The organism is Bacillus sp. ISL-57 (assembly GCF_018613135.1).
Classification (GTDB): domain Bacteria; phylum Bacillota; class Bacilli; order Bacillales; family DSM-1321; genus Peribacillus; species Peribacillus frigoritolerans.
In genome coordinates this window covers 347,133-360,426 of record NZ_JAGGQV010000007.1, presented here as the reverse complement: position 1 = coordinate 360,426, position 13,294 = coordinate 347,133, and the positions used below count along the sequence as shown (strand labels likewise).

17 protein-coding genes are annotated in these 13,294 nt (G+C 41.5%); 11 read left to right on the top strand and 6 right to left on the bottom strand.

Annotated features, from left to right (window positions below; translation table 11 throughout):
- The first annotated feature begins 523 nt into the window (after positions 1–523).
- The 3 genes from J7I90_RS13140 to J7I90_RS13130 all read left to right on the top strand — a co-directional run bounded on the left by J7I90_RS13140 (position 524) and on the right by J7I90_RS13130 (position 2,984).
- The gene (locus J7I90_RS13140; RefSeq protein ID WP_214772139.1) at positions 524–1,492 is read left to right on the top strand and encodes an MBL fold metallo-hydrolase; all 969 of its coding nucleotides are present in this window, start codon (positions 524–526) and stop codon (positions 1,490–1,492) included.
- A 23-nt stretch (positions 1,493–1,515) separates the two neighbouring features.
- Positions 1,516–2,307 carry an SDR family NAD(P)-dependent oxidoreductase gene (locus J7I90_RS13135; protein WP_251025253.1) on the top strand — a complete coding sequence of 264 codons (792 nt, stop codon included), beginning with the start codon at positions 1,516–1,518 and terminating at the stop codon, positions 2,305–2,307.
- Positions 2,308–2,456: 149 nt separating this feature from the next.
- Positions 2,457–2,984: a DUF3221 domain-containing protein gene (locus J7I90_RS13130; protein ID WP_214772137.1), complete on the top strand. Its 528-nt coding sequence runs from the start codon at positions 2,457–2,459 to the stop codon at positions 2,982–2,984.
- 52 nt (positions 2,985–3,036) lie between these two features.
- On the opposite strand, the gene J7I90_RS13125 is transcribed toward J7I90_RS13130, so the two are convergent.
- The gene (locus J7I90_RS13125) at positions 3,037–3,690 is read right to left on the bottom strand and encodes a C40 family peptidase (RefSeq protein ID WP_214772136.1); all 654 of its coding nucleotides are present in this window, start codon (positions 3,688–3,690) and stop codon (positions 3,037–3,039) included.
- 414 nt (positions 3,691–4,104) lie between these two features.
- On the opposite strand from J7I90_RS13125, the gene J7I90_RS13120 reads away from it, so the two are divergent.
- The 3 genes from J7I90_RS13120 to J7I90_RS13110 all read left to right on the top strand — a co-directional run bounded on the left by J7I90_RS13120 (position 4,105) and on the right by J7I90_RS13110 (position 6,262).
- A complete protein-coding gene (locus J7I90_RS13120; RefSeq protein ID WP_214772134.1) occupies positions 4,105–5,364 on the top strand; it encodes a Y-family DNA polymerase in 1,260 nt (419 codons plus the stop codon).
- Between the two features lie 26 nt (positions 5,365–5,390).
- On the top strand, positions 5,391–5,723 hold the full coding sequence (locus tag J7I90_RS13115; RefSeq protein WP_054400243.1) for a YolD-like family protein: 333 nt from the start codon (positions 5,391–5,393) through the stop codon (positions 5,721–5,723).
- A 128-nt stretch (positions 5,724–5,851) separates the two neighbouring features.
- Entirely contained in the window at positions 5,852–6,262 is a 411-nt protein-coding gene (locus J7I90_RS13110; protein ID WP_311315202.1) for an iron-sulfur cluster biosynthesis family protein, read from the top strand.
- 42 nt (positions 6,263–6,304) lie between these two features.
- Here J7I90_RS13110 and J7I90_RS13105 read toward each other — a convergent pair whose 3' ends face one another.
- Positions 6,305–7,204 carry an alpha/beta hydrolase gene (locus tag J7I90_RS13105; RefSeq protein WP_214772132.1) on the bottom strand — a complete coding sequence of 300 codons (900 nt, stop codon included), beginning with the start codon at positions 7,202–7,204 and terminating at the stop codon, positions 6,305–6,307.
- A gap of 130 nt (positions 7,205–7,334) precedes the next feature.
- On the opposite strand from J7I90_RS13105, the gene J7I90_RS13100 reads away from it, so the two are divergent.
- Together J7I90_RS13100 and J7I90_RS13095 are read left to right on the top strand one after the other, a co-directional pair.
- Entirely contained in the window at positions 7,335–7,595 is a 261-nt protein-coding gene (locus J7I90_RS13100; protein WP_034308173.1) for a YqkE family protein, read from the top strand.
- Between the two features lie 157 nt (positions 7,596–7,752).
- Positions 7,753–8,190, top strand: coding sequence for a MarR family winged helix-turn-helix transcriptional regulator (locus tag J7I90_RS13095; protein WP_214772130.1), 438 nt, complete (start codon positions 7,753–7,755; stop codon positions 8,188–8,190).
- Between the two features lie 45 nt (positions 8,191–8,235).
- Here the strand turns inward: J7I90_RS13095 and J7I90_RS13090 are convergent, their stop codons facing one another.
- The 3 genes from J7I90_RS13090 to mciZ form a co-directional block, all read right to left on the bottom strand.
- Entirely contained in the window at positions 8,236–8,661 is a 426-nt protein-coding gene (locus J7I90_RS13090; RefSeq protein ID WP_053535641.1) for an Ohr family peroxiredoxin, read from the bottom strand.
- A 237-nt stretch (positions 8,662–8,898) separates the two neighbouring features.
- The gene (locus tag J7I90_RS13085) at positions 8,899–9,807 is read right to left on the bottom strand and encodes an aldo/keto reductase (RefSeq protein ID WP_048680187.1); all 909 of its coding nucleotides are present in this window, start codon (positions 9,805–9,807) and stop codon (positions 8,899–8,901) included.
- A 56-nt stretch (positions 9,808–9,863) separates the two neighbouring features.
- Positions 9,864–10,025 (bottom strand): Z-ring formation inhibitor MciZ, encoded by a 162-nt coding sequence (mciZ, locus tag J7I90_RS13080; RefSeq protein ID WP_072273199.1) that lies wholly within the window; start codon positions 10,023–10,025, stop codon positions 9,864–9,866.
- A 75-nt stretch (positions 10,026–10,100) separates the two neighbouring features.
- Here mciZ and J7I90_RS13075 point away from each other — a divergent pair, with 75 nt between their 5' ends.
- Positions 10,101–10,652, top strand: coding sequence for an NUDIX hydrolase (locus J7I90_RS13075; protein WP_214772128.1), 552 nt, complete (start codon positions 10,101–10,103; stop codon positions 10,650–10,652).
- Entirely contained in the window at positions 10,653–11,834 is a 1,182-nt protein-coding gene (locus tag J7I90_RS13070; RefSeq protein WP_214772126.1) for an endonuclease Q family protein, read from the top strand.
- Between the two features lie 36 nt (positions 11,835–11,870).
- Here J7I90_RS13070 and J7I90_RS13065 read toward each other — a convergent pair whose 3' ends face one another.
- Positions 11,871–12,434 carry a GNAT family N-acetyltransferase gene (locus J7I90_RS13065; RefSeq protein WP_214772125.1) on the bottom strand — a complete coding sequence of 188 codons (564 nt, stop codon included), beginning with the start codon at positions 12,432–12,434 and terminating at the stop codon, positions 11,871–11,873.
- A gap of 139 nt (positions 12,435–12,573) precedes the next feature.
- Here J7I90_RS13065 and spoIIM point away from each other — a divergent pair, with 139 nt between their 5' ends.
- Complete coding sequence (spoIIM, locus tag J7I90_RS13060) at positions 12,574–13,221, top strand: stage II sporulation protein M (RefSeq protein WP_034308157.1); 648 nt, start codon at positions 12,574–12,576, stop codon at positions 13,219–13,221.
- Positions 13,222–13,294: the final 73 nt, after the last annotated feature.

Sequence of the window (13,294 nt, the reverse complement as noted above, 5' to 3'; positions counted from 1 at the left end):
CTTAAATCGTTTCGTTTAAAAAACAACAATCTTTACGAAAAGAGCCTTTATAAAAAACAAAAAGACCCCTCATCCAATAAAGGACGAAAGGTCTAGCTTCCGTGGTACCACCTTTGTTCAACTTTTCCATAATAAATAAACAGAAAAGCTGCACTTGAATCCTCTAACGCGGGAATTACGTCAGGTTTTTCCTGAAGGCTCATAAGGTAGGTTCAATAATGAGGGGGCGATGAAGCCTTTCAGCACATTCCGAGCTTCACTCTCTTTACGCCATCAATCATTTACTTGGCCTTAATCAAAGCCATGCCGTCTTTAATTACTTGTGATTATGAAGGATATATCAGTACTCTGTCAATGATAATATATGCATGGACGATAAAAAATAGACATGAATTATGTGAAAATAATGACATCATTTAAAAATACATGTAAAATGGTAATTATACATGATAACTATACTTAGAATCCTGGTTAGCGTATAAAAAGATTTATATAAATATAATTTTCTAAGGTGGAAAAGATTATGGCGAATTGGAATGGAGATATTGCGAAAATTGCTTTGCCCACGCCGTTTGCAGTGGGTGATGTGAATGTTTATGTCGTTAAAGGGGATGCTTTAACATTAATCGATACTGGAGTGAAAACAAAACATTCAAAGGAAGCCTTGACTAACGGTCTTGGGGATTTGGGTCTGAAACTGCCTGATATCGAACAAATCATTTTAACCCATCATCATCCCGATCATGCTGGTGCACTCGATTTCTTTGAAAAGGATATCCCGGTTTATGGACACAAAAATAATCAGCGCTGGCTTACTATCAGTGATGAGTTTCTTGAAACCCATAATCGTTTTTTCCTTGATTATGCCAAAAAGTTCGGTGTGGCAGAAGAGCTGCAAACTAAACTGATCCATAACCGCGACGAAATCCGTTTCCTTAGTGAACGGAAGCTGCATGGATATTTGGCTGAGGGGGATGAGCTCCCTGGTCTTCCAGGCTGGAAAGTGATCGAGACTCCAGGGCATGCGCAAAGCCATTTATCTTTTTACCGGGAAAGTGACGGGGTCATGATCGCTGGCGATCACTTGCTCGCCAAGATTTCACCTAACCCATTAATGGAACCACCTTTACTCCCTGGAGGCATGAGGCCTCGTCCGTTACTGCAATATAATGCATCACTTCAAAAATTATTGGATTTCCCTATATCCACTGTTTACTCAGGACATGGATCTGAAGTGGCTGGAGATGCAGTTGCAGACTTGATTCAATATAGATTCGAGCGGCAGCATAACCGTGCCATGCAGGTGAAAAGCATGCTTCAAGATAAGCCTTTATCTGTCTTTGAAGTGTGTCAGCAGCTGTTTCCGAAAGTGTACCTTCAGGAAGTGGGCCTGACACTTTCGGAAACGGTCGGTCAGCTGGACTATTTAGAAGACTTGGGTGAAGTCCAAACAGAAATCCAATCAGGGGTCATTCTGTATTCAATCGCTTAATGTTCGCAAGGAGGCCGCTTTTTTTGAATAAGTTACAAGGTAAAGTTATTGTTATTACCGGTGCTTCCGGAGGGATTGGCAAGGAAGTTGCCATACAAAGTGCAAAACAGGGAGGACGTCTTGTCCTCCTGGCCAGAAGCATGGATAAATTATTGCTGCTAAAGAATGAACTGATCACCCAGTATGGGATTGATGCATATGCCTATATGCTTGATGTTGCAGACACTGACCAGGTTACAAATGTTTTTAATGATATCCATGAGCAAATAGGTGAAGTGGATGTGTTGGTCAACAATGCTGGTTTCGGCACGTTTAAAGAAGCGCAGGATACGGAATTAAATGAAACGAAAGCAATGTTTGCTGTCAACGTCATTGGCTTAATGGCCTGCACAAAGCTGGTTCTGCCGTATATGAAGCAGAGAAAATCGGGGCATATCATCAATATCGCTTCACAGGCCGGTAAAATCGCCACTCCTAAATCAACATTGTACTCTTCTACCAAGTTCGCAGTTCTCGGCTATTCAAACGCACTTCGGCTCGAACTGATGGAAGATCATGTTTTTGTGACCACCGTCAATCCTGGCCCTATAGAAACGAATTTCTTTAACATTGCAGATGAATCAGGTACATACTTAAAGAACGTTGAAAAATTCATGCTTAAGCCTGAAGATGTCGCTGCTAAAATCGTAGCGGCGATGCTGACCAACAAGAGGGAAATCAATCTCCCTGGCTGGATGGATTTAGCTGGGAAATGGTATAACATGTTTCCGAAGATCACCGAAACATTAGGGAAAAAAGCATTTTTCAAAAAGTAGGCTAGTTCTTCGATTCCAGATGAAAAATGGTCCAATAATAGGTAAAGGGGAATGTCGATGACATTCCCCTTTTGTATTAACCGAAGTTATCATTTGAATGGGTAACTATTTCATGGGGAATCCGTCTATTTCTATTAGGAGGGATTTTCGTGAAGATGATTGTAAACCTTTATATATATTTATTCGTCGCCTTCATTCTGGGCAGCTGTCAATCCCCCGGTTGGAACATGGATGAATCCATTGACAAAGGGGAAGAAGGTTTCATTACGGATCTTGACGATAAGAGGATTTTGATTAAAGGGACGTACTATAAGGTGACCAATGATACATATATTCAAGATCAACATGGTAATGACCTCGATTATTCCGAACTGGAAATCGGGATGAAAGTGAAACCATGGCACCGGGGCGGGGTGAAGAAATCATTTCCTGGGAAAGCGGAAGCGGAATTGATTCTTGTTTTGACGGATGAAAATAGCTTAGCGGAACAAAGGGCGGTCATTGCTGCTCTCGATCATGTCAGCAAAGCGGAAAGTCAGCGATTCATGGTTCTCGAAGTCGTCCATTTACCATCAGAGCATGTGTATAATATCGAAATGATGAACCGCTCCAACTTGGACTCTTCATTCACTGTGACAGTGGAGGATGTAACGGATGAAATATTATATATAAAATAAAACAACCGGACTGAATCACTTTGAAATTCTGTCCGGCTGTTTGTCCTGGATTTTATAAAGTTTTCGCACCTAAATATTTTGGTTTCCAATAAGAATTATCCATATCCGTAATGGTTATTCCTTTAGAAGACGTAGCACTGATGAATTGACCATTTCCGATATAAATCCCAACATGGGATACCCCTGTTCCAGAAGTATTAAAGAATACAAGATCACCCTTGGCTGGTGAAGATACTTTTAAACCCGTATTGGAATAAAGTAATGATGTAGTACGCGGTAAGGTGATTCCTTGCGATTTTTGGAATACGTAATAGACGAAGCCTGAGCAGTCGAATCCAGTTGGTGTTGTTCCGCCCCATTTGTAGGGTTTGCCTATTAAGGTTTTTGCATAGCTGATCAAGCTAGTATTATTGACATTATAAACACCAAGCGCATTAAATGTGCCTCGGCCGGCAATTCCGTCGACAGTTAACCCTTTGGCTTTTTGGAATTTTTTTACTGCAGATACAGAATAGGTGCCGTAATATGTAGTCAGTGAACCTGTATATGTGAAATAACCTTTGGTTTTTAAAAGTTGTTGAAGTTGTTTGACATCGCTATGTGTCATTCCGGGTCTGAGGGTTTGGTCTCCAATATTGGCAAAGGCTTGCAGTGGGGTTAGCATCATGGCAGATGCAACAGCAGCTGAAGCGATCCATTTCTTCATAATTTTCATTTCCTCTCTATCTATCTCTCTATTATTTCTTAACAATATTATCCTACAATACCATTATGACAATTAGACATAATTTTGGTTACATTTTCATTACAAAAAATGAGCATTAAGACTGAGTTTTAAGTAGACGAAAGCCTGTTGAAAAGGGTGGGAGGATTTAAAAAAACTGAGCACATGGACCTATTCGATATTATTCAAGCTACCAATTGAGCTTTTTCAAGAAAACAATATGGATACTCAGTTTAAATTTGGTATTTTATCCATTTTTAGCATCCATTATATTTTTCAAGGAAATTACAATAAAAAGTAGAAATTTGTATGAAAACTTCCATTGAATAAGAACGTATATTCGGTTAAAGTTATGAATATAATAAAGCGAACGTATATTCTTGTTAGGGTGAAGAAATGATGGATTATGGGACGATGCCGAAACAATCAATTATGTGTATCGATATGAAAAGTTTTTATGCAAGCTGTTCAGCGGTCATGCTTGGTCTGGACCCGCTTGATTGTTATCTGGCGGTGGTTGGTGATTTGAAGAGGACAGGGAGCATTGTGCTCGCGGCTTCTCCAAAGATGAAGAAGGAATTTGGCATCAAGACAGGTTCGCGGATGTTTGAGATCCCAAATGACCCGAGGATAGTAGTCGTTGAACCTAAAATGGCGACTTATTTAAGGGTTTCGACGGAACTCACCCGCTTGTTCAACCGTTATGTGCCAAAAGAAGCGATTCATGTATATAGTGTGGACGAAAGTTTTGTGAAAGTCGATGGTGCTGCTTCTTTATGGGGAGATGCCCGCATGATAGCTGAAAAGATAAAAGATGAAATTGAACGGGAATTACAGCTCCCCTGTGCCATTGGAATTGGACCGAACATGCTCATGGCAAAACTTTGCCTTGATTTGGAAGCCAAACATAAAGGGATTGCGGAATGGAAGTATGAGGATGTGCCAAGCAAACTTTGGCCGATTTCCCCGCTTCGTGAAATGTGGGGGATCGGCAGGCGCGTAGAAAAAACCCTTCATGGAATGGGTATATTTACGGTTGGGCAGCTTGCCAATTATGATCTTGAATTACTTGAAGCGAAGTTTGGAATTATGGGCAATCAGCTTTACCACCATGCCTGGGGAATAGATTTATCCGATATGGGGGCAGCGATCATCGAAGGGCAGGTCAGCTTCGGCAAAAGTCAAATCCTGCTGCGGGATTATAAGGATGAGCATGAGGTAAAGCAGGTCATGCTGGAAATTTGCGAAGAAGTTGGAAGAAGGGCACGCACTCATCGTAAGGCAGGAAGAACGGTGAGCCTAGGCATTGGTTACAGCAAGGATGAGTTTGGCGGAGGTTTCCATCGTTCGCGTTCGATTAACGAACCGACCAACATCACGATGGAGTTATATAAAGTTTGCCTGGAGCTTTTCCATGAGAACTATAAGCAAAAAACGGTTCGAAGCATAGAGGTCAGACTCTCGAATATTGTGGATGATAATGAAATGCAGCTGACTTTATTTGATGCTTCGCGCTGGAAGAAGCGGGAATTGAGTTACACGGTTGATCGAATTCGCCACAAATATGGAGCCAAATCGTTACTACGTGCAGTTTCGTATACAGAAGCGGGTACAGCCGTATACCGAAGCAAGTTGCTTGGTGGGCATAAGGCGTAAGGCTGACTTTGAAAGGGGGGAAAAGAATGATTCGTGATCGCGGCCGTATCAAATGGACATCGATGATGTTGCCGGAACATGTGAAGATGCTCCGTGATTGGGTGGTGGAGGATGGATATGAAACGAAGCGCATCCTGGATGAGCAGCAACTGGAAGAAATGAATGCGGTAATGGGGGAAGCGATGGAGGAAAGAAAGGATGTCACGATTGCTCATTATGAAGGAAATCGGTATCAGCTGTTAATCGGCAGGATCCATTATTATAATGAGCTCACCCAAAAGCTTCATATCGTTGACCGGTTTGAGCAGGCTCACTATATCAGGCTTTCCGATATAGCGGATGTAAGGATAATGGAATGATGAGCGGAAGGGCTGTTCCCCAAGGGACAGCCTTTCATTTTCGAAACGGCATCGTGATGAAAGGGCATAAAAGAATCGGCATTTGTTAGAACGGTTCATGAGGAAAGTGATTTCCATGAGGGCAGATCTTGTATAAGGAAGCAGGCAGTTTCGTTAACAGAAACGTTTTTATCGTTTATAATGGGGGAATGCAAAGACATCGGGAGGCAGCAATCATGTATATTGAATGGACGGAAACAGCGGCTGAGAAAATAGCCGGTAAGGTACAGGGACAAGAAGGATATTTACAGTTGAAATATGATACTGATGGCTGCGGCTGCGTGGTAAGTGGTGTGACGGCGCTATGGTGGGTCAACGAACCTGAAGAAGGTACCGAAAAAGTGGAAACGAACGGAATTTCGCTATATGTTGAGAAATCAAAAATGATTTTTCTTGATGAAGTCATGAAAATAGACTTTGTTCCGGAAGCGAACAGCTTTCAATTAAAAAGTCCGAATCAAATCTTAAATCCGAGGATGAGCTTTTTTAATAAAATCTAACTAAAAGCAAAAGAGGGGATCGTGGATACCCTCTCTTTCTTATCAGACAAGTTTTAGAAATTGATCGATTTGATCTTCATATTCTTTTGGATTTTCATTATAAGATTGAGCGTGGGCCCCCTTTTTAGCGATGTACAGCTGTTTTGGGCCTTCTTTTGCTGCATATAATTCCGCTGACATGGAAGCGGGAATGAAACTGTCATTTTCACTATGGATGAACAGCACGGGTTTTCGGATATTTTTCATATAATCGATTGGGGACACTTCATTGGTCCAATAGCCGTCACGGAGTTTGATGAACGTACGCCCGAGCGGAAATACAGTCCAAGAAGGTAATGGGACTTCATGCTTGAGCTGGTGTTTGATCTGATCCTCGAAGTTCGAAAATGGACAGTCGGCAATGTAAAAATCAGCACCATCTTCAAGCATTCCGGCATATAAAAGCAGTGTTACGGCCCCCATGGATTCTCCATGAATGCCAATATGAAGGTCGGGCCCTTTACGTCTTTTCAATTCATCGATTACGGCCTTCAGGTCGAATTTTTCATAATGTCCATAACTGCTCGTCTTGCCGCCGGAATCCCCATGCCGGCGGTGATCATAAATGATCGCATTGAAGCCCCGCTTAAGAAAAATGTTCATGTACTTAATCGAATTGACTTTATTCTCCGTCACACCATGAGAAATGACCACCCACTTTTTGGAGTCATGCGGTTCGATAAACAAGCATTTCAAGGAATATCCGGATGGTGACGATACCCAAATTTCCGATTTAGGCAGATTATCGAAATCCTCCGTGATCAGGCGTTTAGCCATGATTTCACGATTCTGGATAAAACCATCTTCCTTCTTTTTCATGTACATGATCCGATTGGAAAAATAAAGGCCGACGCCGATGATATAAGCTAGGATTCCAGCCAGTGTAAACCACCATTTCTTCATGAAAGGACCTCCTCGATTGATTTACTTTATTTTACCATGAGGGAAATGGGAAAACACTGTTTGAAAACCATGATGAGGAAAACGGCAGTCGTGATATAATAATTTCATAAATGGCCAGGAGGTTTTAAGGATGAAAAAGAAACAGCCGCGAAAACAAAGTCAAAGCAAAAACCAAGATAAAGATTCATCTTCATTGAAACTCGGTGATATGATCAATCAAGATATCATGTCCCAGCTTCGTCAAAAGCAAAAAGAGCTTAATGAGGCTGAACAAGAGAAAAGGGAAGCGGAAGAAGAAAAAAAACGTGAAGAAAGAAAGCGGCGGGAGAAGAATAAATCATTCGAAGAACTATTGGGTGAAAGCAATCTGAACTGGAAGAATTATAAATAAGAGCAGGGAGCAGTTTTAAAAGGGCTGACGCCCTTTTTCTGTTGAGGAAGATTTATTCCTTGCTGATATTCCTTTATTTTAGAAAGTATAACGATTATATTAAAGATAAGTCCGATATGCTTTCATATCGGATGGACTACTAATAGCTGGTGATAGGATGCAAAATAAAATAGAAAAAGTACTGGAAGACCAATTATGTTTCCTGCTTTATGCAAGTTCGCGGGAAATGACGAAGAAATATAAACCGCTGCTTGATAAACTTGAAGTGACATATCCTCAATATCTTGTTCTGCTTCTATTATGGGAACAGGATACACTTACAGTAAAAAAACTTGGGGAACTCCTTGCCCTCGACTCAGGAACGCTTACCCCCATGTTGAAACGAATGGAGCAGAATGGCTTGATTGTCCGTGAACGTTCCACTGAAGATGAACGGTCTGTCATGATCAAGTTGAAGGAAAAGGGACTTGGTTTACAGGAAGATGCCTGTTTCATTCCCGATCGCATTTCGGCAATGTCGGGTGAGGACAAGAAGGTGGTCGAGGATTTAAAAGCTTCGCTGCTCCAACTATTGAAAACATTACAGGAATTTTAGCAAAGAAAAGACGCTTGGGAACCTCCAAGCGTCTTTTTATTGGATTTAGTCTACATCTATTTCAAAAGCGACATCCACATTGCCATTGATTGCTTTTGAATAAGGACACATTTGATGCGCTTTATGAACAAGGGTTTCGAATGTCTCCTTGTCGACACCGGATCCCTTCACAGCCAAAGTTACAGCCAAGCTGTACTGATGCATCTCACCCATCAATAGACTGACGCTTGCGGTGACTTTTGAATCGAAAGAAACGCGTTCAATTTTACCAACTGATTGCAAAGCACTATCAAAACATGCAGCATAGCCAGCTGCAAAAAGCTGTTCCGGATTAGATGCTTCAGGCATTTGTTTAGCTCTTGGTGTTCCAGGCATCGCAATATCAACCGTGAAGTTGCCGTCAGCAGAAATTGCCGTTCCTTCTCTTCCCCCATCGACTGTTACAGACGTTGTAAATAATGTTTTTGTCATCATTTCTTCTCCCTTATCTTTTTATTTTTAATTGTGCACAACTGAATTGTACAATATTAATATAGGGGTGTCCAATGAAAAGTTTAAAACCGTTAAATGGGTTTTGAAAGAATTACAATGATCGGAAACTTGAAATTGGTAAAGAAGGCGAAAAAAAGATGGAACGGAAAAAGGCTGACTATCCCGTTGTTTAAACGGAGATAGAGCAGCCTAAAGGTTTGTCCTGACATTTCTTTTTTAATTCCGGTGACTTTCATATTTGTTCACTTTGGTCAACCGCTTCAGGATATCCAACTCGGTTGTGGACAGTGAAGGGCTGTTGGCAGCTTGGCAGTTATCACGGAGCTGCTGTACTGAGCTTGCTCCTGGAACAACGGTAGCTACGCTTTGATGGGACAATACATATTGAAGTGCCGTTTCATTCAACTTCCTATCGGAAAGTTTGTCCTTTATTTGCGGAAGCAAATCTTTAAGTTCGTGATAGCTATAGTCAAGGTATCCATCTTCATTTGCCTTTTCAAGCATCTTTTCACTGAGCAGCCCTTTGGCAAGGGGGCCACGGGCGATCATGCTGATCTGTTTGTTGGCCAAAAGGGACAGCCACTCTTCTGGGCGGCGGTCGAGCAGATTAAACTGCATCATCACGGAATCAAGTTCAGACTTTTCAGTGAATTCCTTGATGACATTCGGACGAATCGAGGAAATTCCATAATATCGGATATAGCCTTCTTTTTTCAAATCTTCAAATGCTTCTACCGTTTCTTCGATATTGTCTGAAATGGTGCCGCCATGTAACTGATAAAGATCAATATAATCAGTCCCCAATCGCTTTAAGCTATCTTTTACTGCCGTTTTAATATGAGCGCCGGATGGGTCCCAGCTCCAGGAATCTTTATTTTCATTCCAGCGGTTTCCGACCTTGGTGGCTATGTATACCTTATCGCGGACCGATTTTAAATTCTTTCCGACGATTTCTTCATTCATACCGAAATCATATAAATCGGCCGTATCAAAATAATTGATTCCTTCATCTAAAGCGGCCTGTATGATTTCGGATGCCTGATTTTCAACAGTCCCCAATGACATGCATCCAAGCCCGATTTCAGAAACTAGCAAGTCAGAATTTCCTAGTCTGCGTTTTTTCATGTTATCCACTCCCTTTACATTCATTGTAAAGGAGAAATCCATTTCACTCAAAGAATTCACTTGATCCGTTTTAAGGGAGTGGGTGGCACCTGATCGTGAATGTCGGCAATCCAATCATTGACATACACATATTGATTTTGCAATTGCTTTAGTTTTTGAAGGATTTCCCAGCTCTTTCCGGATAAAGTAACGCTTTTTTCCAATACGTAAACTTTCATTAAATCGCCCTCCATCTCTATTATGGTAAAATGTATGAGGAATCATGCTGCAATTAGAACAGAGGAGTGGTCACGATGAAAAAATTTGAAGAAAAAACACTGTCTTCGGAAAAAATCTTCACAGGAAAAGTAATCAGCCTGCAAGTGGATGATGTAGAGCTTCCTGATGGGAAAACGGGTAAACGTGAAATAATCAAGCATCCGGGAGCGGTTGCCGTCATAGCTCTAACGTCAGAAAATAAAATCATCATGGTTGAACAGTACCGTAAAGCACTGGAGAGAAGCTTGGTGGAAATTCCTGCAGGGAAGCTTGAAAAAGGCGAAGAACCGGTGCTGTCGGCTAAACGGGAGCTGGAAGAGGAGACAGGTTATGAATGTGAAAAAATGGAGCACATCATATCCTTCTATACATCCCCAGGTTTCGCCGATGAATTGGTCCATATGTATGTGGCCCACAATTTGAAAAAGAAAGAAAATGCGGCACCGCTGGATGAAGATGAATTCGTCGAGATGCTTGAACTTACGCTGGAGGAAGCTCAAACTTATCTGGATGAAGGGAAGATCCAGGATGCCAAAACGGCATATGCAGTTCAGTATCTGCAGTTGAAAAAGGCGATGACATCATAAATGAAAGAGTATTACGCTGACCTGCATATCCATATAGGCAGAACGAGAAGCGGAAGGGCCGTGAAAATAACAGGTGCTAAAACGTTAACCTTCAGCAATGTGCTGCAAGTGGCAAGTGACAGGAAGGGCCTTGATCTAATCGGGATAATCGATTGTCATTCTCCTGAAATTATCGAAGAGATCGAAGCGGGGATTCTTGATGGCGAAATCACGGAAAAGACTGATGGCGGACTTCAGTACAAGAATACAACCATCATTCCGGGCTCGGAGATTGAAATTTATGATCATAATTGTAATGGACCGATCCATGTCCTTGCCTATTTTCCCACTTTAAAAGCGATGAAGGAATTCTCCTCATGGATGAGCGGACATGTTAAAAATATCACCTTGAGCTCCCAAAGGATTTATTGTGATGGAAGAACGCTGCAAAAAACCGTGAAGTCACTGGGCGGCCTGTTTATCCCGGCACATGTTTTCACCCCATTTAAAAGCTTATATGGAAAAGGGGTGCGATCCAGTCTGACTGAAGTATTCGATCCGGAGCTAATTGATGCCATCGAACTTGGTTTAAGTTCAGATACAGAAATGGTCAAGGATATCGAGGAGTTGGACCCCTATGTATTCGTAACAAATTCCGATGCGCATTCGCTTGGGAAAATCGCTCGTGAATATCAAAAAGTCCTGCTTGAAGAACCAAGTTTCAATGAGCTGGCAAAAGCCCTTAAAGAAACAGGGAATCGCAAGGTGACCGTTAATTATGGATTGAACCCCTTATTGGGAAAGTATCATCAAACCGTATGTTCAGGGTGTTTACATCAGGTATTGAGGGATAGTGAACAATGTCCTGAGTGTGGTAATAAATCCATTATTAAAGGGGTATCGTCCAGGATTGAAGAACTCTCCGTTTCCGGGATGGACAGAAGAGACGGAAAGGAAAGGCCGCCGTATATCCATCAAGTGCCACTCGACTTCATCCCGGGACTCGGACCTAAATCCATGGAAAAACTGCTGGTGGCATTTGGAACAGAGATGAATATCCTTCATGAAGTTACGCTTGAACAGCTAATGGAAATCGTTCCTGAAAAATTGGCGGTCTACATCGATTCTGCCAGAAAAGGGACGCTTTCTTTTGAAGTGGGGGGCGGAGGAAAATATGGAAAGGTCAAAAAGGAATTAACCTGAAAAAAGTCCTGACAGATGAGATCTGTCAGGACTTTTTTAATTTGTTGTTTTTGCATAAATGGAGGTGTCCCGCACTTCCGTGCCGTCTGCACTAAGGCAGTCATTACGCAAAATTCCTTCAAGGGTGAATCCAAGCTTCTCGGGAATTCGTTTGCTGGCAATATTATTAGGGTCACAGCGGATTTCGACCCGTTTTGCACCGTAATGGTAAAAGGCGAATTTAGTTAACTTTTCCACTGCCTCCGTTACGTAGCCCAGTTTACTGAATCTCGTATCAATCCAATAGCCAATTTCGAATTTAGGGATAGCCCAGTTGATTCGGTGCAGACCAGTGGAACCGATGAATTGATCGTCTTCTTTCCTATAAATATGGAGTCTGATATCCTCTTTTAAAATAAAGTCAGCAAAGGCCTTAAGGACGTTCTGTTCAGAAGTTTCCAAAGAAACATCTTGATGGGCAAACGGCAGCCACTGTTTCAATTCAGGTTTAGAATGGACAATGGCTTCGTAAAGGTCCAGGCCATCGCCAGGCTGACAAGGTCTTAAATATAATCGAGGGGTTTCAATTTTTTCGGGAAAATCCATTAATATAGCCTTCATAACCTGCCTCCATCTCATTGATGTGGAAAATTATAACATGAATTGGGTTCAATGTGTTCGGCTGAAGAGGAAAGTTTTCTTAGCATAAATGAAAGAGCGAAAACATAGATTCTAGTAAGCGGAGTTGGGAGGATGAAAGATGAAAAAAAAATCTGTCGTACAAAATGCCGTAATGAAACATATTAACGAACATTCCTCATTATATGTCTTTATCACTGTGCTTTTTTTGATGGGTGTCATTTTTGGGGCAATATTGGTGAATAGTTTGAGCTTTACCCAAAAGGAAGACTTGTTCTATTATTTATCGCAATTTTTCGGACAAGTATCCAAAGGTGAATTTGCATCTTCGCATGATATGTTCAGCCAAAGTATTATGCATAATATAAAATATATCGGGGTCATCTGGATTCTCGGAATATCGGTCATCGGTTTGCCTGTCATCCTGGTTTTGTTATTTATAAAAGGGATGGTCGTTGGATTCACGGTCGGCTTTTTAGTCAATCAAATGGGATGGAGCGGGTTCTTATTATCGTTTGTCGCTATTCTACCCCAAAATATATTCATCGTCCCGATATTCATCGTAATAACCGTCCTTGCCGTTTCACTATCCATGAAAATGATCAGCCGGATTTTCCTTAAGCAGGTTCGTGAACCGCTGAAGCCGATAATTTCACGGTATATTTTCTCATTGGTTTTGTCGGGGCTATTCTTGATTACGGCTGCTGCATTTGAAGCGTACCTATCCCCTTCTTTAATGAAAAATGTCGTAAGTTTATTGGGGCATTGATGGAAATATACCGTTCCCGCAAATTTTTTTATCATTAACAAGAAATCTATTTTGACAGTTTTCCCTCTTTTGA

Excerpts from the sequence above, each read along its gene's own strand:
- J7I90_RS13065 (WP_214772125.1), bottom strand. The coding sequence starts at position 12,434 with ATGAAGGCTATATTAATGGATTTTCCCGAAAAAATTGAAACCCCTCGA.
- J7I90_RS13115 (WP_054400243.1), top strand. The coding sequence starts at position 5,391 with ATGATTCGTGATCGCGGCCGTATCAAATGGACATCGATGATGTTGCCG.
- J7I90_RS13085 (WP_048680187.1), bottom strand. The coding sequence starts at position 9,807 with ATGAAAAAACGCAGACTAGGAAATTCTGACTTGCTAGTTTCTGAAATC.
- J7I90_RS13090 (WP_053535641.1), bottom strand. The coding sequence starts at position 8,661 with ATGACAAAAACATTATTTACAACGTCTGTAACAGTCGATGGGGGAAGA.
- mciZ (WP_072273199.1), bottom strand. The coding sequence starts at position 10,025 with ATGAAAGTTTACGTATTGGAAAAAAGCGTTACTTTATCCGGAAAGAGC.
- J7I90_RS13140 (WP_214772139.1), top strand. The coding sequence starts at position 524 with ATGGCGAATTGGAATGGAGATATTGCGAAAATTGCTTTGCCCACGCCG.
- spoIIM (WP_034308157.1), top strand. The coding sequence starts at position 12,574 with ATGAAAAAAAAATCTGTCGTACAAAATGCCGTAATGAAACATATTAAC.
- J7I90_RS13125 (WP_214772136.1), bottom strand. The coding sequence starts at position 3,690 with ATGAAGAAATGGATCGCTTCAGCTGCTGTTGCATCTGCCATGATGCTA.
- J7I90_RS13075 (WP_214772128.1), top strand. The coding sequence starts at position 10,101 with ATGAAAAAATTTGAAGAAAAAACACTGTCTTCGGAAAAAATCTTCACA.
- J7I90_RS13095 (WP_214772130.1), top strand. The coding sequence starts at position 7,753 with ATGCAAAATAAAATAGAAAAAGTACTGGAAGACCAATTATGTTTCCTG.
- J7I90_RS13070 (WP_214772126.1), top strand. The coding sequence starts at position 10,653 with ATGAAAGAGTATTACGCTGACCTGCATATCCATATAGGCAGAACGAGA.
- J7I90_RS13120 (WP_214772134.1), top strand. The coding sequence starts at position 4,105 with ATGATGGATTATGGGACGATGCCGAAACAATCAATTATGTGTATCGAT.
- J7I90_RS13100 (WP_034308173.1), top strand. The coding sequence starts at position 7,335 with ATGAAAAAGAAACAGCCGCGAAAACAAAGTCAAAGCAAAAACCAAGAT.
- J7I90_RS13105 (WP_214772132.1), bottom strand. The coding sequence starts at position 7,204 with ATGAAGAAATGGTGGTTTACACTGGCTGGAATCCTAGCTTATATCATC.